Source organism: Bradyrhizobium sp. HKCCYLRH3061, from assembly GCF_051168015.1.
Taxonomy (GTDB): Bacteria; Pseudomonadota; Alphaproteobacteria; order Rhizobiales; family Xanthobacteraceae; genus Bradyrhizobium.
The window spans coordinates 1-20627 of sequence record NZ_JBNPUE010000026.1 but is presented as its reverse complement, the minus strand read 5'-3'; the positions used below and the strand labels follow the sequence as shown (position 1 = coordinate 20627).

The window sequence follows — 20627 nt, the reverse complement described above, 5'->3', positions numbered from 1 at the left end:
AGCATCCGCGGTATGGGTCCCTGCGTTCGCAGGGACGACACCGGTAATTGGGCCGCCCATCTGTCGTGGAGCACGGTCCTGGCGCACATTTGCAGCGCACGCCCTCACAACACTCCGCTGTCGTCCCTGCGAACGCAGGGACCCATAACCACAGGTCGGCTTGTGAGGCAGGCTGGCCGCTCCAGCCCGCCTCGAGGCTGCTGCGGGGCGTGGATCCCGGGTCGCCGCGCCGCGCCGATGCGCGTCGCGGCTTGCCCGGGACGACGGCCGGGTTTACCGCACCAGGATGTTGCGGAACTGCCAGGGATCTGACGTGTCGATGTCCTCCGGGAACAGGCCCGGCCGGTCGTTCAGCGGCGTCCAGTCCGTGTAGTAGCCCTTCACCGGGCCGAGATACGGCGTCTGGATCTCCAGGCAGCGGCGGAAGTCCATCTCGTCGGCCTCGACGATGCCGGCGGTCGGGTTCTCCAGCGCCCATACCATGCCGGCGAGCACCGCCGAGGACACCTGCAGGCCGGTCGCGTTCTGGTACGGCGCGATGCGGCGGGTCTCTTCGATCGAGAGCTGCGAGCCGTACCAATAGGCGTTCTTACCGTGGCCGTAGAGCAGCACGCCGAGCTCGTCGATGCCGTCGACGATCTCGTTCTCGTCGAGGATGTGCCACTTCTCCTGCATCTTGCCGGTGGCGCCGAAGATCTCGTGCAGCGACAGCACCGCGTCGTTGGCGGGGTGATAGGCGTAATGGCAGGTCGGGCGGTACACGACCTTGTCGCCGTCGCGCACGGTGTAGTAGTCGGCGATCGAGATCGACTCGTTGTGGGTCACCAGGAAGCCGTATTGCGCGCCCGGCGTCGGGCACCACGAGCGGACGCGGGTGTTGGCGCCGGGCTGCAGCAGGTAGATCGCAGCGCCGCAGCCTTCGCCGTGGCGGCGGCCGTTCTCCGGCATCCACGTTTCATGCGTGCCCCAGCCGAGCTCGGCCGGCTGCATGCCCTCGGACACGAAACCCTCGACCGACCAGGTGTTGACGAACACGTCCATCGGCTTCGGGTTCTTGGAGCGCTGGGTGTCGCGCTCGGCGATGTGCACGCCCTTGACGCCGAGCTTCTGCATCAGCTGCGCCCAGCCCTCGCGGCTCTTCGGCTCGACGATCTCGGTCTTGGTGTCCTTGGCGATGTTCAGCAGCGCCTGCTTGACGAACCAGGAGACCATGCCGGGATTGGCGCCGCAGGTCGAAACGGCGGTGGTGCCGCCCGGGCTCTTGCGGCGCGCAGCCAGCAGCGTCTCGCGCAGCGCGTAGTTGGAGCGCTGCTCGACACCCTTCTGCTTGTCGAAATAGAAGCCGAGCCACGGCTCGACGACGGTGTCGATGTAGAGCGCACCGATCTCGCGGCACATCGTCATGATGTCGACCGAGGAGGTGTCGACCGAGAGATTGACGCAGAAGCCCTGGCCGCCGCCTTCGGTGAGCAGCGGCACCAAGAGCTCGCGGTAATTGTCGCGGGTCACGCCCTGCTGGATGAAGCGGACGCCGTGCTTCTTGGCCAGCGCGCCGTCGTCATGCGGATCGATGATGACGAACCGGCTCTTGTCGTAATCGAAATGGCGTTCGATCAGGGGCAGGGTGCCCTTGCCGATCGAGCCGAAGCCGATCATCACGATGGGGCCGGTGATCTTCGCGTGGATCTGCGAGCTCATGAATGGTTCTCCGCGAAAGGTGCGTGGGATGGATGGACTCAGGCGGCGCGCGCCTTCAGATGCCTCGCCGCGTTTAGGTGCCGCGGCGCTTGGCGGTGACCTCGATCTCGACCTTCATCTCCGGCTTCAGCAGCGCCGCGACGACGACCATCGTGGCGGCGGGGCGGATGTCGCCGAGGACCTCGCCGCAGACCGCAAAATGCGCATCGGCGTCGCTGACGTCGGTGAGGTAATAGGTCGCACGGACGATGTCGGCCATCTCGAAGCCGCCCTCCTGCAGGGCGGCGGCGATGGTCTTGAAGCAGTTGCGTGACTGGCTCGTGACATCGGCCGGCATCGTCATAGTGCTGTAGTCGTAGCCGGTGGTGCCGGCGACGAAGGCGAAGTCGCCATCGATGACGGCGCGGCTGTAGCCGGCGGTCTTCTCGAACGGTGATCCGGTAGAGATCAGGCGGCGGGTCATGGCGGGCCTCGTGGCGGATTTTCGGGGGTTAAAGAGCTTTTGCTGCACCTGCGCAACCCCTGGCGGGGCTGGCGAGGGGCGGCCTGCCGGAATGCCTAACGCAGGCGGGTGACGTCGGGTCCGGCGGGCGGCGCGCTGTTCCAGCGGCGCACCACGATGTCGCGGACGATCATGATGCCGAGCAGGATCAGCACCAGCGTCGGCAGCAGCGTCCGCCGCTTGGCCGGCGCCAGCCGGTCGCGGGCGGTCACGCCGCGCATGATAGCTGCCGTTCGCGGCGCGTCCGGCGGGCCTTGCGCTCAGGTGAACCGGTCGCAACGATCATGCCCGCGGCGCCGTCCAGCGCGCCCTCGACCAGCTCGAGGCCGAGCAGGCGCGCGCGCTCGAACGCGCCCGGCAGCTCGAGTCCGGCCGCCTTGGCGGCATCGAAGCCGAAGCGGGCGTAGTAGGGCGCGTCGCCGAGCAGGATCACCGCGCCATGGCCGCGCGACGCCGCGATCATCAGCGCGGCATTCATCAGCGCCGCGCCAACGCCGAGGCTGCGCGCCTCCTGGGCGACCGCCAGCGGCCCGAGCATCAGCGCGTCGCGTCCGCCGGCGCTGACGTGCCACAACCGCAGCGTTCCCACCAGGACGCCGCCGCGCATCGCCGACAGGGCGAGGCCTGCGGCGGGCGCGCGTCCGTCGCGCAGGCGCTGGCAGGTGCGCTCATGGCGATTGTCGCCAAAGCAGGCATCGAGCAGCGTCTCGCGCGCCGGGACGTCGGAGGCACGCTCGGCACGGATCACGAACGGAGCGGCAGTCCGAAGCGGCGTGGTCGAAGGGATGCGAAAAGCGGTCATGGCACGTCAGTCCCCGGCCTGCGCGGCGGACCTTGGGCTCGCGCGCAAACACGTGATGTCAGGTTGAAGATGACGGTGGATCGCTCCCTCCCCCGCTTGCGGGGGAGGGTCGGGGTGGGGGCAGCCCCACCCGAGGCTCTTGCCCATCTCACCCGCGCAGGGGCGAGGGCAGCCAGATCAGATGTGATAGGTCTTCAGCGGGGGGATGCCGTTGAAGGCCACCGACGCGTAGGTCGAGGTATACGCCCCGGTCCCCTCGATCAGCACCTTGTCGCCGATCGAGAGCGTCACCGGCAGCGGATATGGCAGCTTCTCGTACATCACGTCAGCCGAATCGCAGGTCGGGCCTGCGAGCACGCACGGGGTCATCTCCGCGCCCTCATGCGGCGTGCGGATGGCGTAGCGGATCGACTCGTCCATCGTCTCGGCGAGACCGCCGAACTTGCCGATGTCGAGATAGACCCAGCGCAGCTCGTCCTCGTCGCTCTTCTTCGAGATCAGCACCACTTCCGACTCGATGATCCCGGCATTGCCGACCATGCCGCGGCCCGGCTCGATGATCGTCTCCGGGATCTGGTTGCCGAAATGCTTGCGCAGCGCACGGAAGATCGAGCGGCCGTACTGCACGACCGGCGGCACGTCCTTCAGGTACTTGGTCGGGAAGCCCCCGCCCATGTTGACCATGGTCAGGTTGATGCCGCGCTCGGCGCAGTCACGGAACACCGTCGAGGCCATCGCCAGCGCGCGGTCCCACGCCTTCACCTTGCGCTGCTGCGAGCCGACATGGAACGAGATGCCGCACGGCTCCAGGCCCAGGCGCTTCGCCAGGTCCAGCACTTCGACCGCCATCTCGGGATCACAGCCGAACTTGCGCGACAGCGGCCACTCGGCGCCGGCGCAATCGTACAGGATGCGGCAGAACACCTTCGCGCCCGGCGCTGCGCGCGCGATCTTCTCGACCTCGGCGGCGCAGTCGACGGCGAAGAGGCGGATGCCGAGCGCATAGGCGCGCGCGATGTCCCGCTCCTTCTTGATGGTGTTGCCATAGGAGATGCGGTCCGGCGTCGCACCGGCGGCCAGCGCCATCTCGATCTCGGCGACGGTCGCCGTGTCGAAGGAGGAGCCGAGCGAGGCGAGCAGCGACAGCACTTCCGGCGCCGGGTTGGCCTTGACCGCGTAGAACACGCGGCTGTCCGGCAACGCCCGAGCGAAGCTCATGTAGTTGTCGCGCACGATCTCGAGGTCGACGACGAGACAGGGCTCGTGGTCCAGACCTTCCTCGCGGCGGTTGCGCAGGAATTCCCGGATACGTTCGGTCATAGCACCCTCCAAACGGCCCCAGCGACGAGACCCGTTCAAAATGATCCCGACACGGGTGCCTTGGCGTTGCCGCCCGATGGAAAGGCGACAAAACCTCGAACCCGTAGCCGAATTGTGCTGCCGTGGATTGGTTGGGAATTTCCCGCCCGCACACCTGGCAATGAAGGACAAGCCTTTTCAGTAGCCCGCGCCGGCTTTGGACTGCCGGTAGAGACCAAAAAAGCCCGATCCGTCGTTGCTTTAAGTCGCGTCCCCCGTTGAGAGCGGGGTGCGCCGGTTCGCCTCCGGCTGCCAGTCACGGTTGCAAAAGATGGGGTGACCTTCAGCGGCATCTCTTGAGAGAGATGCTGGGCTCTGGAGCATGACGATCTCGATCATGATGATCTTGACCGCAACGATCCGAGGGCCCCTCGGTTCCTCATCCCTTGGCGGCTGTCCGGCCTCTTGTCCGGATACCTACCGACTGACACACGACCACAGGCACGTGCGAAATTGGGCAGAAGCGGAAATAAGCGTTTTGAATTTCGTTCGCAAGGCATTTTTGGACGCGGGGAAAGATTTCCCTCATCTGTGCTTGCGCGACACACAGAGCGGCGTCGATGTCTGAACGAACGTTAAGCGAGCTTAAACTTTCGTAACGCGTTCACGCTTGCAGGACAGTGTTTTTGTGCTGTTCACGCGCGCTTGGTGAAAGGCTCGATGCGCTGCGCGCCGCGGATGAAGCCGATCATCACGAACACGCCGATCGCGAACAGCACGGCCTGAACGATGTGCGCGCCGCTATCGCCGAGCCCGAACAGAATCGCCAGCGCCCAGCCGCCGGCGAAGGCCGCACCGAACACTTCGGCACCGATCAGGATCGCCGCCGAGATGACGGTGATCACGGTCGGCCAAGCGATCTGGCGGCCGGCTTTGGAGGTGGTCTCTGCGTTCATGGTCCTGGGTCCTGTTGCGGGCCGCAATCTCTCCGAAAAGGCCCGGCCCTTCAAGGGGAAATGACCCAAAAAGGGCCGGCTCCGTGATATGAGGGGCGCATCGAACTTCCGGGAGAGGACGGACCCCAGCCGATGTCAGACACCACCGCTGTGATCGACGCCCAGACCAACCCGCTGCTCGTGGCCTGGGAGACCCCCCACCAGACACCGCCCTTCGACGCGATCAGGCCCGAGCACTTCCTGCCGGCCTTCGAGCGCGCCTTCGCCGACCATTCCGCCGAAATCACCGCGATCACTCACGATCCGGCCGAGCCCGACTTCGCCAACACCATCACGGCGCTGGAGCGCTCGGGCAAGCTGCTGTCGAAGGTCGCGGCGGTGTTCTACGACTTGGTGTCGGCGCATTCGAACCCGGCGATTCTGGAGATCGACAAGGACGTGTCGCTGCGGATGGCGCGGCACTGGAACCCGATCATGATGAATGCCGTGCTGTTTGGCCGCATCGCGCTGCTCTACGACAACCGCAAGGACCTCAAGCTCACCGGTGAGGAGCAGCGGCTCCTGGAGCGCACCTACACCCGCTTCCGCCGTGCCGGCGCCGGCCTGTCCGATGACGACAAGGTGCGGATGGCCGAGATCAACGAGAAGCTCGCCCAGCTCGGCACCACCTTCAGCCACCACGTGCTCGGCGACGAGCAGGACTGGGTCCTCGAGCTCGGCGAGGACGACCGTGCCGGCCTGTCCGAGAGCTTCGTGGCTGCCGCCAAGGCTGCGGCGGAAGAGCGCGGCATGCCCGGCAAGGCGATCGTGACCCTGTCGCGCTCCTCGGTCGAGCCGTTCCTGCAGAGCTCCGCCCGCCGCGACCTCCGCGAGAAGGTGTTCAAGGCGTTCACCGCGCGCGGCGACAATGGCAATTCCAACGACAACAACGCCGTCATCGGCGAGATCCTGGCGTTGCGCGAGCAGGCCGCCAGGATCATGGGCTTTCCCAACTTCGCCGCCTATCGCCTCGAGGATTCCATGGCGAAGACGCCGGAGGCGGTGCGCGGCCTCCTGGAGCGGGTCTGGAAGCCGGCCCGCGCCAAGGCGCTGGCCGACCGCGACCAGCTCCAGGCGATGATCACGGCGGAGGGCGGCAACTTCAAGCTCGAGGCCTGGGACTGGCGTTACTATGCCGAGAAGCTGCGCCAGGCGAAGGCCAACTTCGACGACGCGGCGATCAAGCCGTATCTTTCGCTCGACAACATGATCGCGGCCGCCTTCGATTGCGCCACGCGGCTGTTCGGCATCACCTTCGCCGAGCGCAAGGACATCCCGGTCTGGCATCCGGACGTCCGGGTGTGGGAGATCAAGGCGGCCGATGGCAGCCACAAGGCGCTGTTCTATGGCGACTACTTTGCGCGCTCGTCGAAGCGCTCCGGCGCCTGGATGACCTCGCTGCGCGACCAGCAGAAGCTCGACGGCGACACCGCGCCCTTGATCATCAACGTCTGCAACTTCGCCAAGGGCGCGGACGGCCAGCCCTCGCTGCTGTCGCCGGACGATGCGCGCACGCTGTTCCACGAGTTCGGCCACGGCCTGCACGGTATCCTGTCCAACGTGACCTATCCGTCGCTGTCGGGCACTGCCGTGTTCACCGACTTCGTCGAGCTGCCGTCGCAGCTCTACGAGCACTGGCAGGAGCGCCCCGAGGTGCTGCAAACCTTCGCGCGTCACTACCAGACCGGCGAGCCGCTGCCGCAGGACCTGCTCGACCGCTTCCTGGCGGCGCGCCGCTTCAACCAGGGCTTTGCCACGGTCGAGTTCGTCTCCTCGGCGCTGATCGACCTCGAGTTCCACACCCAGCCGGCATCGGCTTCGAAGGATGTGCGCGCGTTCGAAAAGGCCGAGATGGAGAAGATCGGCATGCCGCAGGAGATCGCGCTGCGCCACCGGCCGACTCAATTCGGCCATATCTTCTCGGGAGACCATTATGCGGCGGGCTATTACAGCTACATGTGGTCGGAGGTGATGGATGCGGATGCCTTCGGCGCCTTCGAGGAAGCCGGCAACATCTTCGATCCCACCGTCGCCAAGCGGCTTCACGACAACGTCTATTCCTCGGGCGGCTCGCTCGATCCGGAAGCGGCGTATGTCGCGTTCCGGGGCCGCGAGCCCGAGCCCGACGCGCTGCTCCGCCGACGTGGCCTGCTCGATGTCCCCGCGGCGGCTTGAGGTGAAGGGGATGGCGGTGGTTCGTTTCGTTCTCGGTGCGCTGATGCTCGTGCTCGGCGCGAGCGCGGCGAGCGCCCATCCGCATGTCTGGGTCACCGCGACCAGCGAGCTGCTCTACGCGGCCGACGGTTCGCTGACCGGCGTGCGGCACGCCTGGACCTTCGACGACATGTTCGCGACCTACGCGTTGCAGGGCCTCGAGACCAAGCAGAAGGGCGTCTACACCCGCGAGGAGCTGGCGCCGCTGGCGCAGACCAATGCCGAGTCGCTGAAGGAATATGCCTATTTCACGTTCATCAAGTCCGACGGCCGCAAGCAGAAGCTCGAGGATCCCGTCGACTACTACCTCGAATACAAGGACACCAAGCTGACGCTCCACTTCACCTTGCCGCTGAAGGCGCCGGTGAAGTCCAACCAGCTCCAGGTCGAGGTCTACGATCCCAGCTATTTCATTGATTTCCAGATGGCGGAGAAGGATCCCGTCAAGCTGGTCAGTGCTCCCGCAGGCTGCAAGTTCGGCCTGGTGAGACCGAGCGACGGCGGCACCGTCGCGCAGACCATGAACGAACAGACATTCCTGAGCGGCGGGGCGAACGCCAATTTCGGAATGAACTTCGCCAACAAGATCTCAGTGGAATGTCCATGACACCTCGCCCCAACGCCGCCCGACCACTCCTGACTTGCGCTGCGATCCTCGCTGCGCTGGCTGCCGCCGACGCCGCCTCGCACGTGCTGCTCGCCAAGTCGCCATTCGGCGCGCCTGCGGGCGAGCCGCAGGTCGGCGGCATCGTCGGCTGGCTGCTCGCCAAGCAGTCGGAGTTCTACCGGCAGATGTCGGGCGCGATCCGCTCCGCCAAAGAGGACGGCTCGGCGGTGTGGTGGCTGCTCGCGATCTCCTTTGCCTACGGCATTTTCCATGCGGCTGGCCCCGGCCATGGCAAGGCGGTCATCGCCTCCTATCTCGTTGCCAACCAGGAGACGGCGAAGCGCGGCATCGTGCTGTCATTTGCTTCGGGCCTGATGCAGGCGCTGGTGGCAGTGGCGATCGTCGGCATCGGCGCGGTGCTGCTGAACGCGACGGCGGCCAGCATGTGCAGCGCCGAGAAGGTGGTGGAGATTGCAAGCTACGGCCTGATCGCGCTGCTCGGCGCACGTCTGGTCTGGGTCAAGGGCGCGGCATTCCTGCGGACGTGGCAGCCGGCGACCCCAGCGCTGGCGCTGGCTGGTGGGCCGGCGGCTGCGGTGGTGCCGTCAGGGCATGATCACGGCCACGCGCATGATCATCAGCATCGCGCGCCTCAAGATCACCATGGGCATGACCACCATCACGGCCACGACCATCATGGACATGATCATCACCACGGTCATGCTCACACGCATGCGGCCGCGGCCCATGGTCACGCCGCTCACGATCATGTCCATCATGATCATGTCCATCACGATCACGTGCATCATGATCACGTCCATGGCGACGATTGCGGTTGCGGCCATTCGCACGGACCCGCGCCGAGCGAGCTCGCCGGCCCCGGCGGCTGGCAGCGCGGCTTCCAGGCGATCTTCGCCGCCGGCATCCGCCCCTGCTCGGGTGCGATCCTGGTGCTGGTGTTCGCCCTGGCACAGGGAATGTTCTGGGCCGGCGTCGCCGCCACCATCGTGATGGGTATGGGCACCGCGATCACCGTCGCCACCATCGCCGTCATCGCGGTCGCCGCCAAGGACATCGCCCGTCGCCTCAGCGCCGGCCGCGACGGCGGCGGCGCCCTGATCATGCGGGGACTGGAGTTCGGCGCGGCCGGGCTGGTGCTGCTGTTCGGTGTCGGCCTGCTGTTCGGCTACATGGCGGCGGAACGCACGACCTGCTTCTGAGCGGACAGCGCCCAGCGACTACGCGTCTGCCCACCACATCCGCCACGGCGTACTGGATGCCCCGCCTGCGCGGGGCATGACAGCGGTGGATGTGGCCCAGATCGCGCAACACCACGAGTGTCGTCCCGGCCTTGAGCCGGGACCCATACTCCGCGGCGGTCGTGAGGCGCGAGCACGTAGTTGCCCGCCTGCCTCAAACCGCTCCCTGTGGTTATGGGTCCCGGCTCAAGGCCGGGACGACAGCGAGGGTGCGGATGCGGTGTTGCCATGCCCCTGCGGCCGCAGCGCGCGTCCCAAGGCCATCAGCGGGAAGTAGTGGCGGTACATGCCGTAGCGGAGCATGAAGGCGCGGGACAGTTCCGGGCCCTGCATCAGCCGTTCCTGCAACGAGGGATCGTTGAGCTTGATGGTCTGGCCGACGCCGTAGCCGGGGAAGCCGGTGCCGGTGAACTCCGGCTCGTCCCAGGTGCCGGCGGACTGGCGTTCGACCAGCCACAGGCAGCCGCGCTCGATGGCGTCCTTGTCCTGTGGACGGTTGGCGGCGAGCAGCGCCATCAGCGCCCAGGCGGTCTGCGACGCTGTGGTGGTGCCGCGCCCGACCGCGCTGACGTCCATGTAGGACGCGCAGCTCTCGCCCCAGCCGCCGTCCGGCTGCTGATGGGCGACGAGCCAGTCGCAGGCGCGGCCGATATAGGGTTGCGTCATGTCCTCGCCGATCGCGGCCAGCGCCGGCAGCACGGCGCCGGTGCCGTAGACGTAGTTGACGCCCCAGCGGCCGAACCATGGACCGCTCGGCTCCTGCTCCCGTCGGATGTAGTCCAGCGCGCGCACCATGGCGGGATGGTTGCGCGAGATGCCGAGCTTGCCGAACGCCTCGACGATATGCGCGGTGACGTCGACCGACGGCGGATCGAGCGCCTCGCCGTAGTCGCAGAACGGAATCTTGGTCAGGATCTGCTGGTTGTTGTCCTTGTCGAACGCGCCCCAGCCGCCGCCGTGGCTCTGCATGCCGATCAGCCAGTCGACGCCGAGCTGAATGGCCTCGTCGATGCCTTTCGCCTTCCACTTGGGGTCATGCCGCAGCGGCGCCAGCGCGATCAGCGCGACCGCGGTGTCGTCGGTGTCGGGATAGTAGTTGTTGGCGTATTCGAACGCCCAGCCGCCGGGCTTGACGTGCGGCAGCTTCATCGACCAGTCGCCGGGCACGCGCACCTGGCGCTCCAGTACCCAGTTCACCGCCTTGTCGACGGCTTCCGGATAATCGCCGAGCACGCCGGCATCGTCGAAGGCGAGCAAAGTGAGGATCGTGTCCCACACCGGGCTGTTGGTCGCCTGGATGTAGGTGGCATCGCCAACATCGACCCGCCAGCCGGGATCGTTCAGGGCATCGAGGCCCTTGGCGAGAACGGGGTGATTGAGCGGATAGCCCTCGGCATAGAGCGCCATCAGGCCGTAGATCCAGGGCGGCTGGATACCGCCCCAGGCGCCGTCGAAATCCTGATGGCGGATCATCCATTCCAGCACGCGGCTGGTCGCCGCCGGGCGAAACAGGCCGAGATTGAGCTTGTTGCCGAAGTTCTGGAGGGCGTGCAGCACCTTGTCGGCGCCGCGGAAGAACTTGTCCCAGCCGCCGGCGTTGGCCTTGACCGGCAGGTCGTAGTCGAACGCGTTGCGCCCATGCGGAAACAGCGCGTCGAGCCGGTTTTCGGGCGGCAGCGGCCGGCTCGGGCGCCGCGCCGACAGCACGGCGATCGGCATCAGGGTGGCGCGTGCCCATTGCGCGAAATTGTAGATCGAGAACGGAAACCAGAGCGGAAACCAGATCACTTCGGGCGGGATGTTCGGCGTCTTCTCCCACGGCCATTCGCCGATCAGCGCCAGCCAGTAGCGCGTGAACACGCGGATGTTGCGCAAGCCGCCCTTGGCCTCGATCCATTCGCGGGCGCGGCGCACCGGCGGCTCATCGTCGCGGAAGCCGAGCGAGCGCAGCGCGGCATAGGCCTCGACGGTCGCGTTGATGTCGCCATTGGGCGCGCCGAAATAAACCTGCCAGGCGCCGTCCGGGCGCTGGCTGTCGAGCAGCGACTGGCCCAGGCGCTTGCGCAGCGGATGGTCCTCGAGCCCCATGAACCACAGCGCCAGGCACCATTGCGCCTCCATGCAGGCGTTGGATTCGGCGCGGCCGACCCAGTGGCCGTCCGGCTTCTGGTTGGCGATCAGCCAGTCCGAAGCCGCCCGCACCGTCGATTGCAGGGCGGTCTGGTAATTTCCCGGGTCGCGCGGCGCGCGCGCGGAAGCCGAGCTGGTCAAAGTCATCATCATCCCTCTGGCGGCCCGATAGCGCCGCTGCAGCCGTCGAATTCACCCCGCCCTATAGGGAATTTCGCCGTCAAATCCAATCAACTGGCCGTAGCAGGCCGGATCAAAGCGGAAACGAAAAGCGTACGGACCGAGGTCTTCAGCGCTCGTGGTTAGCACCTCGGCGGGGACAGGGATGTGACACCGCTCACGCGCAGGGACCGCGGCTTCCGCTCAAACCGGCAGGTAATTGCGCAGCAAAGGCAGGAAGAAGATCCCGACCGTGATGAGGAAGCCGATCGCCCACAGGATCGAGCGCAGCGACGGCCGGTCGCCGACGTAGGTCAGGACGTAGGCGATGCGCACGATCAGGAACAGCACCGACAGCTCGTTGATCAGGTTCTGCGGCGCGCCGCGGAACTCGGCCAGCAGTACCGCCGCCGCAAAGAACGGGAACGCCTCGATGCCGTTCTGGTGGGCGCCCAGCGCCCGCTCGCGGATGCCGCCGGCGTAGAAGGCGGGATCTCGCGGCCGGGCGTTGTCATAGCGCCCGGCGCCGTCGACCTTGATCCATTTCGCCGGCACGATCGTTAAAAGGTAGAGCATTACGCTGGCGAAAATGCACCATTCTGCAATCGTCATGGCTCCTCCAGCCCGATGACATCGGTGAAATGGCCCTTATCTTGACAATGTCGAAACAAGCCGCCAAGCCACGCCCTTCACCAGTCACAGGCATCATGACCGCCGCCATCTCCCTCGACAATGCCAGGCCTGTCGATGCCAAGGCTCTTGATGCCAAGGCTCTTGATGCCAAACCGTTGCCGGCCGCGAGCACGTCACGCGTCGGCGTGCTGCTGGTCAATCTCGGGACGCCCGATACGGCCGACGCCGCTGGCGTGCGGGTGTATCTGAAAGAGTTCCTGTCCGACCGTCGCGTCATCGAGGACCAGGGCCTGCTGTGGAAGATCATCCTCAACGGGATCATCCTCAACGTCCGGCCGCGCAAGAAGGCCAAGGACTACCAGTCGATCTGGAACACCGAGAAGAACGAATCGCCGCTGAAGACGATCACCCGCGCGCAGAGCGAGAAGCTGGCCGCTGCGATCGCCGACCGCAGCCACGTCCTCGTCGACTGGGCGATGCGCTACGGCAATCCGTCGATCAAGGCCGGTGTCGATGGCCTGATGGCCAAAGGCTGTGACCGCATCCTGGTCGTGCCGCTGTATCCGCAATATTCGGCCGCGACCTCGGCCACCGTGTGCGACGAGGCGTTCCGCGTCCTGACCGAGCTGCGGGCGCAGCCGACCATCCGGGTGACGCCGCCCTATTACAACGACGATTTCTACATCGAGGCGCTGGCGGTCTCGATCGAGGACCATCTGAAGACGCTGCCGTACACGCCCGAGCTGATCGTGGCGTCGTTCCACGGCATGCCGAAGGAATATGTCGACAAGGGCGACCCCTATCGCGAGCAGTGCGTCGCCACCACCGAGCTGCTGCGCAAGCGGCTCGGCATGGACGACACCAAGCTGCTGTTGACCTTCCAGTCGCGTTTCGGCTTCTCGGAGTGGCTGCAGCCCTACACCGACAAGACCATCGAGAAGCTCGCCAAGGACGGCGTCAAGCGCATCGCCGTGGTGATGCCCGGCTTCGCCGCCGACTGCCTGGAGACGCTGGAGGAGATCTCCGGCGAGAACTGCGAGATCTTCAAGCACAATGGCGGCGAGGAATTCTCCGCCGTGCCGTGCCTGAACGACAGTGCCCCGGGCATGGAGGTGCTGCGGCAGCTCGTGCTGCGCGAGCTGCAGGGTTGGCTGTAACGGGCTGGCTCCGAGCCGGCCCGCCGGCGCTTCTCTGCCTTCGGCTAGGTGAGCCGTGCGGCGGCGCAAGGTTAATGCCGCCGCAACCTTCGAAAATACTTTCCTGAACCGCGCCTAGCGAATCCCCGACAAAATCATGCAGCAATCCCTAGATTGTGATGGCTGCAGAGGCTGGTGAGGGGACGACCGTCTCCTCCCTTGGAGGATCCATGAGCGGTTTCGACATTTTCGCCATAGCGCTGGTGCTGCTGGTCATCTTCACGCTGTATTCCGGCGTGAAGACCGTGCCACAGGGGTTCGACTGGACCGTCGAGCGGTTCGGCAAATACACCCGCACCTTGTCGCCGGGCCTCAACATCATCGTGCCCTTCTTCGATCGCATCGGGCGCAAGATCAACATGATGGAGCAGGTGATCGACATCCCCGAGCAGGAGGTCATCACCAAGGACAACGCCACCGTGACGGTCGACGGCGTCGCCTTCTACCAGGTGTTCGACGCCGCCAAGGCGAGCTACGAGGTGTCGAACCTCAACCAGGCGATCGTCACGCTGACCATGACCAACATCCGCTCGGTGATGGGCGCGATGGATCTCGACCAGGTGCTGTCGCATCGCGACGAGATCAACGAGCGGCTGCTGCGGGTCGTCGACGCCGCGGTGTCGCCGTGGGGCCTCAAGGTGAACCGGATCGAGATCAAGGACATCGTGCCGCCGGCCGATCTGGTCGAGGCGATGGGCCGTCAGATGAAGGCCGAGCGCGTCAAGCGCGCCGACATCCTGCAGGCCGAGGGCCAGCGCCAGTCGGAGATTCTGCGCGCGGAAGGTGCGAAGCAGAGCCAGATCCTGCAGGCGGAGGGCCGCCGCGAATCGGCCTTTCTCGATGCCCAGGCGCGCGAGCGCGCGGCCGAAGCCGAGGCCAAGGCGACGCAGATGGTGTCGGACGCGATCGGCAAGGGCGATGTCGCCGCGCTCAACTACTTCATCGCGGACAAATACATCAAGGCATTCGGCCAGCTCGCCGATTCACCGAACCAGAAGGTGATCATGCTGCCGCTGGAGGCGACGGGCATGCTGGCCTCGCTCGCCGGCATCGGCGAGATCGCCAAGGCGACGTTCGGTGAGAGCGCGGCTTCGGCCGTGGCCGCCGCGCGCCGCGGCGGTTCGGTGCCGTCGGCGGGGACGCCGCCGGCGCCGCCCGTGCCGCCGCGGACGTAGAGCGAAGGAGGCGATCATGAGCGACATGTTCGTCACGCTCGGCACCTGGAACTGGCTGATCTTCGGCGTCCTGCTGATGGCGCTGGAGCTGCTGGCGCCCGGCATCTTCCTGTTCTGGCTAGGCCTCGCGGCGCTGCTGGTCGGCCTGATCTCGTTCGTCGTCGCGCCGGGATGGCAGCTGCAGATCCTGCTGTTCGCGCTGTTCGCGATCGCGGCCGTGCCGCTGTGGCGGCGGCTGGCGCGCGCCAACGCGGCGCCATCGCAGGACAATCCGTTCCTCAACCGCCGCTCGGCCGCGCTGGTCGGCCGCGAGTTCACCCTGGAGAAGCCGATCGTCGGCGGCAACGGCACCGTGCGCATCGACGACACGGTGTGGCGCGTCGCCGGCCCGGACACGCCCGCCGGCAGCCGCGTGCGCATCGTGCAGGCGGACGGCGCACATCTGACGGTGACGGCGGCGTAAGCTCCGGGTGATGTCGCCTGATTGAAGCAACGCTCTCACCACGTCATTGCGAGCGCAGCGAAGCAATCCAGAGTCGTTTCCAAAACCCTGGATTGCTTCGTCGCTGCGCTCCTCGCAATGACGGAGGAGAGAGCGGGGATCAGTTCTGCAGCCGCACGCCCAGCATCACCACCGTGCCCGACGAACCGGCACCGGCAATGTTGGAGTCCAGCTTGTCATAGCGCAGCGTGCCCTTGACCCAGACGTTGCGCGACATCTTGTAGACGAGGTTGCCTTCGGCCGAATAGGTGCGGTCGCTGCGGCCGTAGCCCTGATAGTCGAGCGTGCCGAAGCTGAACTTGCCGATGCCGGTCAGCCAGCGGCGGAAATCGTGATCGACCTGCACCGTGTAGGTGCGCACCAGCACGCCGGAGGCGCCGGCCACCGTGGTCTCCGCGAGCTGCGTGTCGGAGAGAAAGCGCGCGGTGGTCAGCGGCGTCGCCGACCACACCAGCGAGGCCGTGGTCAGGAAGCCCTGCAGCCGGTTCAGCCGCGGGTCGACATAGCTGCGCGTGGCATAGCCGAGCGAGACCTCGCCGGTCAGCAGCCGGGTGAACTCGAACGAGGTGCCGGCCTTGGCGTAGCCGCCGGAGGAATCGCGCTGATAGCCGGAACGGTCGATCCGCTCATCGTGCACGCGGCTGTCGCCCTGGATCTCGGCGAACGGCTTCAGGCCGGGCATGACCTCGTAGGACACCCGGCCGATGCCGCCGAACTGGTTGTAGTTGCGGTCATCGTTCGACGTCATCGTGCCGTCGGTCAGCTTGCTCTGCTGATAGCTGGTGCGATCGGCGGTGGCGCCGGCCGAGACCTGCAGCCGGTTGAAGCGCTGGTCGATGCCTAAGGTGGTGCCGAGCGTGGTGTAGACCGGATAGCGCGACAATCCGGCCTGCACGCTGGGGCTGCCGGGATTGTCGGTCGCCGCGCGCAGGCGGAGCTGGGCGCCGATCGAGGTGTCGCGCGTGATATCGAGGCGGCCGTCGACATGGCCGGTGAAGTCGGGGCGGTCGAGCGTGGTCGGCGCCGAATTGATGCCGCCGTCCATGATGGCCGGCAGGGTGCTGCCATAGCCGGTGAAGGATCCCCTGAGGTCGGCGACGAGGGCGTGACGCTCCCAGTTCGACACCGCCAGGAATTCCGGCGCGATCACCCAGGCCGGCATGCCGCGCGGCCTGGCGAGGCGGGCCGGGTTGCTGTCATAGCCGGCGGAGAGCTCCACCGCGCCCTTGATCAGGAACGGCCCGGCGTAGTCGCCGACCGCGCCGAACGGGTCATCGTCGATTCTGAGGCGCTTGCGCGGCGGCTGGCCGGGGACGGTGCCCGCCATCGCGGGCGGCAGCGGTTGCCGGTTGGCGGAGGCCGAGGGCGGCAGGGTCGGGCGCAACTGGCCGGTCAGCTCGCCGGACGGCGGTGTGCCGGGGCCCGGCGCCGGCTTGGGCCGCGCCTGGGCGGGATAGTATTTCGGCTTCTTGCGGGTGCGATTCAGCGAATCATAGCCGACATCGGATGCGCCGCTGGCCGCGGGCACACCGGGCAGGGGGACCAGATTTCGTCGTGCGGCCGAGCTGGCCGGCGTAGGCGTCGCGGGCAGCCCTGGCGTCGGGACGGCATCGGTCAGGCCGCTGACCACGGTCCGCCGCAACGGGGAGTCCTGCGGAGCCAGGAAGCCGTCGCGCACCGGCCGGAACACGTCGATGGTCTGGGAGCGGGCCGCCTCGGGGCCGAGCGCGGCGAGCAGCAGGCATGCGGCGGACGCGCCGCGCCACACCGCGCGCCTTCGCGCGCGCCTCGCGCGGCCGCTGTCAGGCCTCCACCCCACGATGAAAATACTCCAACAAAATCAATTGCGTCGTCGGGACGCCCGCGCCGCCGGCAAACCGCGTCGTTAAGGGAGTAAAAACAAATATGGTTAATGGGCTGTTGATGGCGCCTTGCTGCCTTACCCATGCTAAAGAGCGGCGCCTGACTGTTCAGCCCTGGAAGTCCGCATGCCGAGATCGAAGCCGTTGCCCGACACCGCTCCCGCCAACGCAGATATCCAGTCGGCGCTGCGCACGCTCGACGCCGGCAGCAACGGCATTGCCGCGATCTCCGCGGCGCTATCCGGGCCCTTGGGAGCAGCCTTCGCCGCTGCCGTCGAGCTGATCCGCCAAGCCAAGGGCCGGGCGATCCTCACCGGCCTCGGCAAGTCCGGCCACGTCGCCCGCAAGATGGCCGCAACCCTCGCCTCGACCGGCACGCCCGCCTTCTTCGTCCATTCCGCCGAGGCCGGCCATGGCGATCTCGGCATGATCACCTCGGACGACGTCGTCATCGCGCTGTCGTGGTCCGGCGAGCAGCCGGAGATGAAGACGCTGGTCAACTATACCAAGCGCTTCGCCATCCCGCTGATCGCGGTCACCTCCAATGCGCAATCGTCGCTGGGAGAGGCGGCGCGCATCGTGCTGGAGCTGCCGAAGGCGCGCGAGGCCTGTCCGCACAATCTGGCGCCGACCACCTCGACCCTGATGCAGGCCGCGATCGGCGATGCGCTCGCGATCGCGCTGCTCGAAGGCCGCGGCTTCACCGCGCTCGAATTCGCCAATTTCCATCCGGGCGGCAAGCTCGGCGCCATGCTCAAACATATCTCCGATCTGATGCGCTCGGGCGACGCGGTGCCGCTGAAGCCGCTCGGCACCGGCATGGCCGATGCGCTTGCCGAGATGTCGGCCAAGGGTCTGGGCTGCGTCATCATCGTCGATGGCCGTGGCCATGTCGCCGGCATCATCACCGACGGCGACCTCCGCCGGAAGATGCGTGCCGACCTGCTGTCCGTCTCGGTCGACGAGATCATGACCGCGAACCCGCGCACCGTGCGCCGCGAGGCGCTGGCCTCCGAGGCGCTGGAAATCCTGAACTCCGCCAAGATCACGACCCTGATCGTGACCGACGGCGCCAAGCCGGTCGGCATCCTGCACATGCACGATCTGTTGCGCGCAGGGGTGGCGTGATCTTTCCACCATGACCGACCGTTTCAACCTCGATAAATATCTCGCCCGGATCGGCTATCGCGGGCCGCTGGCCCCCACCTTCGACACGCTGGCCGGATTGCAGGCGGCGCATGTCGATGCCATCGCCTTCGAAGGCATCGATCCGCTGCTCGGCCGGCCCGTGAACATCGATCTCGCCTCGGTGCAGGCTAAGATCGTCGACGGCCGCCGCGGCGGCTATTGCTTCGAGCAGAACGCGCTGTTCAAGGCCGCGCTCGAGGCGATCGGCTTTGCGGTGACGCCGCTCTCGGCACGGGTGCGCTGGCGGCTCGATGCCGATGCGCCGCTGACGCCGCGCACGCACATGATGCTGAAGGTGGACCTGCCGGAGGGGCCTTATCTCGCCGATGTCGGTTTCGGCTCCTGCCTGCTCGATACGCCGCTGCAGATGGTTGCCGACATCGAGCAGCCGACCGCGATGGGGACGTTCCGTCTGACGCTCTCCGACGGGCTGTATTGGCTCGCGGCGAGGCAGCCGGCCGGCTGGCGCACGATGTACGTCTTCGACCTCGCGCCGCAGATTCATGCCGACTACGTGCTCGGCAACTGGTTTACCTCGACCAGCCCGTTGACGCCGTTCACCTCGATGCTGATCCTGGAGCGGTTGACCCGCGAGGCGCGCTACAAGCTGGTCAATCGCCGCCTGGTCATCGAGGCGCGCGATGGCGAGGTGAGGAGCGAGCAGATCATCGAAACGCCCGAGACGCTGCGCAGCGTCATCGAGGAGGTGTTCGGGCTGACACCTCCGGTGTCCGTCGATGTGATCTGGGCGCGCATCGAGGGTTGACGGGAAGGCGTTGCGATGGCGGATGAGTTTCAGCTGGATTCCTATCTTGCCCGCATCGACTATCGCGGGCCGCTCGCGCCCGACCTGGCGACGCTCGCAGCGCTGCAGGCCGCGCATGTCGACGCGCTGCCATTCGAGGCGCTCGATCCGTTGATGGGCCGTCTCGTCCATGTCGACCTGCCGTCCGTGCAGCAGAAGCTCGTGCTCGGCCGCCGCGGCGGCTACTGCTTCGAGCAGAACGTGCTGTTCCAGGCCGCGCTGGAAGCGATCGGATTCAAGGTCAACGGCCTGACGGGGCGCGTGCGCTGGCGCTCGGCGCCATCAGATCCGCTCGGGCCGCGCCAGCACATGATGCTGCTCGTCGAGGTCGACGGCCATCCGCATCTCGTCGATGTCGGCTTCGGCATCTGCATGATGGATGCGCCCATCCGTCTCGAGATCGGGCCCGAGCAGCAGACGCCGATGGGGACGTTTCGCATCGGCACGTGGGACGGACTCTACACGGTCAGCGCAAAGCAGCCGGCGGGCTGGCGCATGATGTACGCCTTCGATCTCGCGCCGCAGATCCATGCCGACTACGTGCTCGGCAACTGGTACACCTCGACCAGCCCGAACGTGCCGGCCACGCATACGCTGATGATGGAGCGTGTCGAGCCTCGTGTGCGGCACAAGCTGGTCAGCCGCCGCTATCAGCGGCAGGCGCGCGATGGCGAGGTGATCGAGGAGCGGATCATCGAGAGCGCCGGCGAGCTTGGCCGTCTCATCGACGACATCTTCCGTGTGACGCCCCCGGTGCCGGTCGAAGACATCTGGGCGCGGACGTCGAGCTGATCGCGTTGCAGGTTGCACGCGATGTTCTGTGATCGAACGTGCGTTGCGGCCGCGCATGCGAGCACGAGTCGCTGCGGACCTTTTTCGCGTGTCGTGCGGAATTTGACGGGAATGCCGGCCCTCTCATTGTGTTTATGTTAAGGGTCGCACCCTTAGGTTGCGGAAACCTGAGGGGCTCGCGGCTGCCAGCCGTCGAACAATGGGGATCGTCCAGCATGACTGACATCGTGATGCACGCGACGCGATCAATCCTGCCGAGTGTGTCCGAGCAGGGCTGCCCTCACCGAACACGGCCGCATCCTTCCTGACATCGGAGCCGCGCACCGCGGCTCATCCGAGCTGGCCTCACGGCCAGGACGGGTGGGGGCTTCAAGGTTGCAACGTCGACCCTGACGCTTCGACGCTCATCCGATCGATCATGAGACCACGGCCTGACCTGCCACTTCAGGCCGAGCGGAGACTCGTGTCGAGGAAGCCCCCACCCCTTTTTTGTTGTCCGTGCAATGAATGCTGCAAATTGGATTGGAGCTGCAAGCGACGCTATCGGTGCGCTCCCCTCCCCCTTGCGGGGAGGGGTCGCGGGGGTGAGGGTCCACGAGTCACGTTCGATCTGATGAGAGCTGAATTCTCTATCCGTGAGTAGGGCGCCTGCTGAGCTCGATAGTCTCACCGCGTCATTGCGAGCGCAGCGTTTAGCCCGGAGACATAGCTTACACCTGTTCGGGGACATGGTTGACACTTTTGGGGTCACGCAAATCGATCGCTGCGATCTGATGAGCGGCAAAGAAAACTCCGAATTTTCCGTCTTG

The 20627-nt window shown here is 66.4% G+C and carries 18 protein-coding genes; 9 read left to right on the top strand and 9 right to left on the bottom strand.

Annotation, left to right across the window (positions count from 1 at the left end):
* Positions 1-273: 273 nt before the first annotated feature.
* The 6 genes from ACQR2C_RS30230 to ACQR2C_RS30205 form a co-directional block, all read right to left on the bottom strand.
* Positions 274-1698: a homospermidine synthase gene (locus ACQR2C_RS30230; RefSeq protein WP_434882748.1), complete on the bottom strand. Its 1425-nt coding sequence runs from the start codon at positions 1696-1698 to the stop codon at positions 274-276.
* Positions 1699-1771: 73 nt separating this feature from the next.
* Entirely contained in the window at positions 1772-2161 is a 390-nt protein-coding gene (locus tag ACQR2C_RS30225) for a RidA family protein (RefSeq protein WP_434873551.1), read from the bottom strand.
* A gap of 95 nt (positions 2162-2256) precedes the next feature.
* Positions 2257-2421: a hypothetical protein gene (locus tag ACQR2C_RS30220; RefSeq protein ID WP_434873550.1), complete on the bottom strand. Its 165-nt coding sequence runs from the start codon at positions 2419-2421 to the stop codon at positions 2257-2259.
* Positions 2409-3002: a GNAT family N-acetyltransferase gene (locus tag ACQR2C_RS30215; protein WP_434873549.1), complete on the bottom strand. Its 594-nt coding sequence runs from the start codon at positions 3000-3002 to the stop codon at positions 2409-2411. Before ACQR2C_RS30215 ends, ACQR2C_RS30220 begins: the two co-directional genes overlap by 13 nt.
* A 177-nt stretch (positions 3003-3179) precedes the next feature.
* The gene (locus tag ACQR2C_RS30210; protein WP_315716540.1) at positions 3180-4322 is read right to left on the bottom strand and encodes a type III PLP-dependent enzyme; all 1143 of its coding nucleotides are present in this window, start codon (positions 4320-4322) and stop codon (positions 3180-3182) included.
* Between the two features lie 674 nt (positions 4323-4996).
* Positions 4997-5257: a hypothetical protein gene (locus tag ACQR2C_RS30205; protein ID WP_434873548.1), complete on the bottom strand. Its 261-nt coding sequence runs from the start codon at positions 5255-5257 to the stop codon at positions 4997-4999.
* Positions 5258-5389: 132 nt separating this feature from the next.
* Between ACQR2C_RS30205 and ACQR2C_RS30200 the strand changes: the two genes are divergently transcribed.
* From ACQR2C_RS30200 to ACQR2C_RS30190, 3 genes are read left to right on the top strand one after another with little or no spacing between them, the layout of a single operon-like run.
* Entirely contained in the window at positions 5390-7471 is a 2082-nt protein-coding gene (locus ACQR2C_RS30200; RefSeq protein ID WP_434873547.1) for a M3 family metallopeptidase, read from the top strand.
* Positions 7472-7481: 10 nt separating this feature from the next.
* Positions 7482-8117, top strand: coding sequence for a DUF1007 family protein (locus ACQR2C_RS30195; protein WP_315801801.1), 636 nt, complete (start codon positions 7482-7484; stop codon positions 8115-8117).
* Positions 8114-9337: a nickel/cobalt transporter gene (locus ACQR2C_RS30190; protein ID WP_434873546.1), complete on the top strand. Its 1224-nt coding sequence runs from the start codon at positions 8114-8116 to the stop codon at positions 9335-9337. The genes ACQR2C_RS30195 and ACQR2C_RS30190 overlap by 4 nt, the downstream gene beginning before the upstream one ends.
* A 225-nt stretch (positions 9338-9562) precedes the next feature.
* Here the strand turns inward: ACQR2C_RS30190 and shc are convergent, their stop codons facing one another.
* Both shc and ACQR2C_RS30180 read right to left on the bottom strand, forming a co-directional pair.
* A complete protein-coding gene (gene shc / locus ACQR2C_RS30185; RefSeq protein ID WP_434873634.1) occupies positions 9563-11653 on the bottom strand; it encodes a squalene--hopene cyclase in 2091 nt (696 codons plus the stop codon).
* Positions 11654-11869: 216 nt separating this feature from the next.
* Positions 11870-12277 carry an MAPEG family protein gene (locus ACQR2C_RS30180; RefSeq protein ID WP_434873545.1) on the bottom strand — a complete coding sequence of 136 codons (408 nt, stop codon included), beginning with the start codon at positions 12275-12277 and terminating at the stop codon, positions 11870-11872.
* Between the two features lie 95 nt (positions 12278-12372).
* Here ACQR2C_RS30180 and hemH point away from each other — a divergent pair, with 95 nt between their 5' ends.
* The 3 genes from hemH to ACQR2C_RS30165 all read left to right on the top strand — a co-directional run bounded on the left by hemH (position 12373) and on the right by ACQR2C_RS30165 (position 15132).
* Positions 12373-13455 carry a ferrochelatase gene (gene hemH / locus ACQR2C_RS30175; RefSeq protein WP_316217184.1) on the top strand — a complete coding sequence of 361 codons (1083 nt, stop codon included), beginning with the start codon at positions 12373-12375 and terminating at the stop codon, positions 13453-13455.
* Between the two features lie 209 nt (positions 13456-13664).
* Positions 13665-14669, top strand: a complete 1005-nt coding sequence (locus tag ACQR2C_RS30170) for an SPFH domain-containing protein (RefSeq protein ID WP_315801805.1) — start codon at positions 13665-13667, stop codon at positions 14667-14669.
* 16 nt (positions 14670-14685) lie between these two features.
* Positions 14686-15132 (top strand): NfeD family protein, encoded by a 447-nt coding sequence (locus tag ACQR2C_RS30165; protein ID WP_316236783.1) that lies wholly within the window; start codon positions 14686-14688, stop codon positions 15130-15132.
* Positions 15133-15271: 139 nt separating this feature from the next.
* On the opposite strand, the gene ACQR2C_RS30160 is transcribed toward ACQR2C_RS30165, so the two are convergent.
* Complete coding sequence (locus ACQR2C_RS30160; RefSeq protein ID WP_434873544.1) at positions 15272-16990, bottom strand: outer membrane beta-barrel protein; 1719 nt, start codon at positions 16988-16990, stop codon at positions 15272-15274.
* Between the two features lie 169 nt (positions 16991-17159).
* On the opposite strand from ACQR2C_RS30160, the gene ACQR2C_RS30155 reads away from it, so the two are divergent.
* The 3 genes from ACQR2C_RS30155 to ACQR2C_RS30145 are packed head-to-tail and all read left to right on the top strand — an operon-like array spanning position 17160 to position 19818.
* Positions 17160-18161 (top strand): KpsF/GutQ family sugar-phosphate isomerase, encoded by a 1002-nt coding sequence (locus tag ACQR2C_RS30155; RefSeq protein ID WP_315801808.1) that lies wholly within the window; start codon positions 17160-17162, stop codon positions 18159-18161.
* Positions 18162-18171: 10 nt separating this feature from the next.
* Positions 18172-18987 carry an arylamine N-acetyltransferase family protein gene (locus ACQR2C_RS30150; protein ID WP_434882747.1) on the top strand — a complete coding sequence of 272 codons (816 nt, stop codon included), beginning with the start codon at positions 18172-18174 and terminating at the stop codon, positions 18985-18987.
* A gap of 15 nt (positions 18988-19002) precedes the next feature.
* On the top strand, positions 19003-19818 hold the full coding sequence (locus tag ACQR2C_RS30145; RefSeq protein WP_434882746.1) for an arylamine N-acetyltransferase family protein: 816 nt from the start codon (positions 19003-19005) through the stop codon (positions 19816-19818).
* Positions 19819-20627: the final 809 nt, after the last annotated feature.

Coding starts and splice junctions, on each gene's coding strand:
- ACQR2C_RS30150 (WP_434882747.1), top strand. CDS start 18,172: ATGACCGACCGTTTCAACCTCGATAAATATCTCGCCCGGATCGGCTAT.
- ACQR2C_RS30210 (WP_315716540.1), bottom strand. CDS start 4,322: ATGACCGAACGTATCCGGGAATTCCTGCGCAACCGCCGCGAGGAAGGT.
- ACQR2C_RS30220 (WP_434873550.1), bottom strand. CDS start 2,421: ATGCGCGGCGTGACCGCCCGCGACCGGCTGGCGCCGGCCAAGCGGCGG.
- ACQR2C_RS30170 (WP_315801805.1), top strand. CDS start 13,665: ATGAGCGGTTTCGACATTTTCGCCATAGCGCTGGTGCTGCTGGTCATC.
- ACQR2C_RS30155 (WP_315801808.1), top strand. CDS start 17,160: ATGCCGAGATCGAAGCCGTTGCCCGACACCGCTCCCGCCAACGCAGAT.
- ACQR2C_RS30180 (WP_434873545.1), bottom strand. CDS start 12,277: ATGACGATTGCAGAATGGTGCATTTTCGCCAGCGTAATGCTCTACCTT.
- ACQR2C_RS30145 (WP_434882746.1), top strand. CDS start 19,003: ATGGCGGATGAGTTTCAGCTGGATTCCTATCTTGCCCGCATCGACTAT.
- ACQR2C_RS30200 (WP_434873547.1), top strand. CDS start 5,390: ATGTCAGACACCACCGCTGTGATCGACGCCCAGACCAACCCGCTGCTC.
- ACQR2C_RS30190 (WP_434873546.1), top strand. CDS start 8,114: ATGACACCTCGCCCCAACGCCGCCCGACCACTCCTGACTTGCGCTGCG.
- ACQR2C_RS30165 (WP_316236783.1), top strand. CDS start 14,686: ATGAGCGACATGTTCGTCACGCTCGGCACCTGGAACTGGCTGATCTTC.
- ACQR2C_RS30205 (WP_434873548.1), bottom strand. CDS start 5,257: ATGAACGCAGAGACCACCTCCAAAGCCGGCCGCCAGATCGCTTGGCCG.
- ACQR2C_RS30195 (WP_315801801.1), top strand. CDS start 7,482: ATGGCGGTGGTTCGTTTCGTTCTCGGTGCGCTGATGCTCGTGCTCGGC.
- hemH (WP_316217184.1), top strand. CDS start 12,373: ATGACCGCCGCCATCTCCCTCGACAATGCCAGGCCTGTCGATGCCAAG.
- ACQR2C_RS30215 (WP_434873549.1), bottom strand. CDS start 3,002: ATGACCGCTTTTCGCATCCCTTCGACCACGCCGCTTCGGACTGCCGCT.
- ACQR2C_RS30225 (WP_434873551.1), bottom strand. CDS start 2,161: ATGACCCGCCGCCTGATCTCTACCGGATCACCGTTCGAGAAGACCGCC.
- ACQR2C_RS30230 (WP_434882748.1), bottom strand. CDS start 1,698: ATGAGCTCGCAGATCCACGCGAAGATCACCGGCCCCATCGTGATGATC.
- shc (WP_434873634.1), bottom strand. CDS start 11,653: ATGACTTTGACCAGCTCGGCTTCCGCGCGCGCGCCGCGCGACCCGGGA.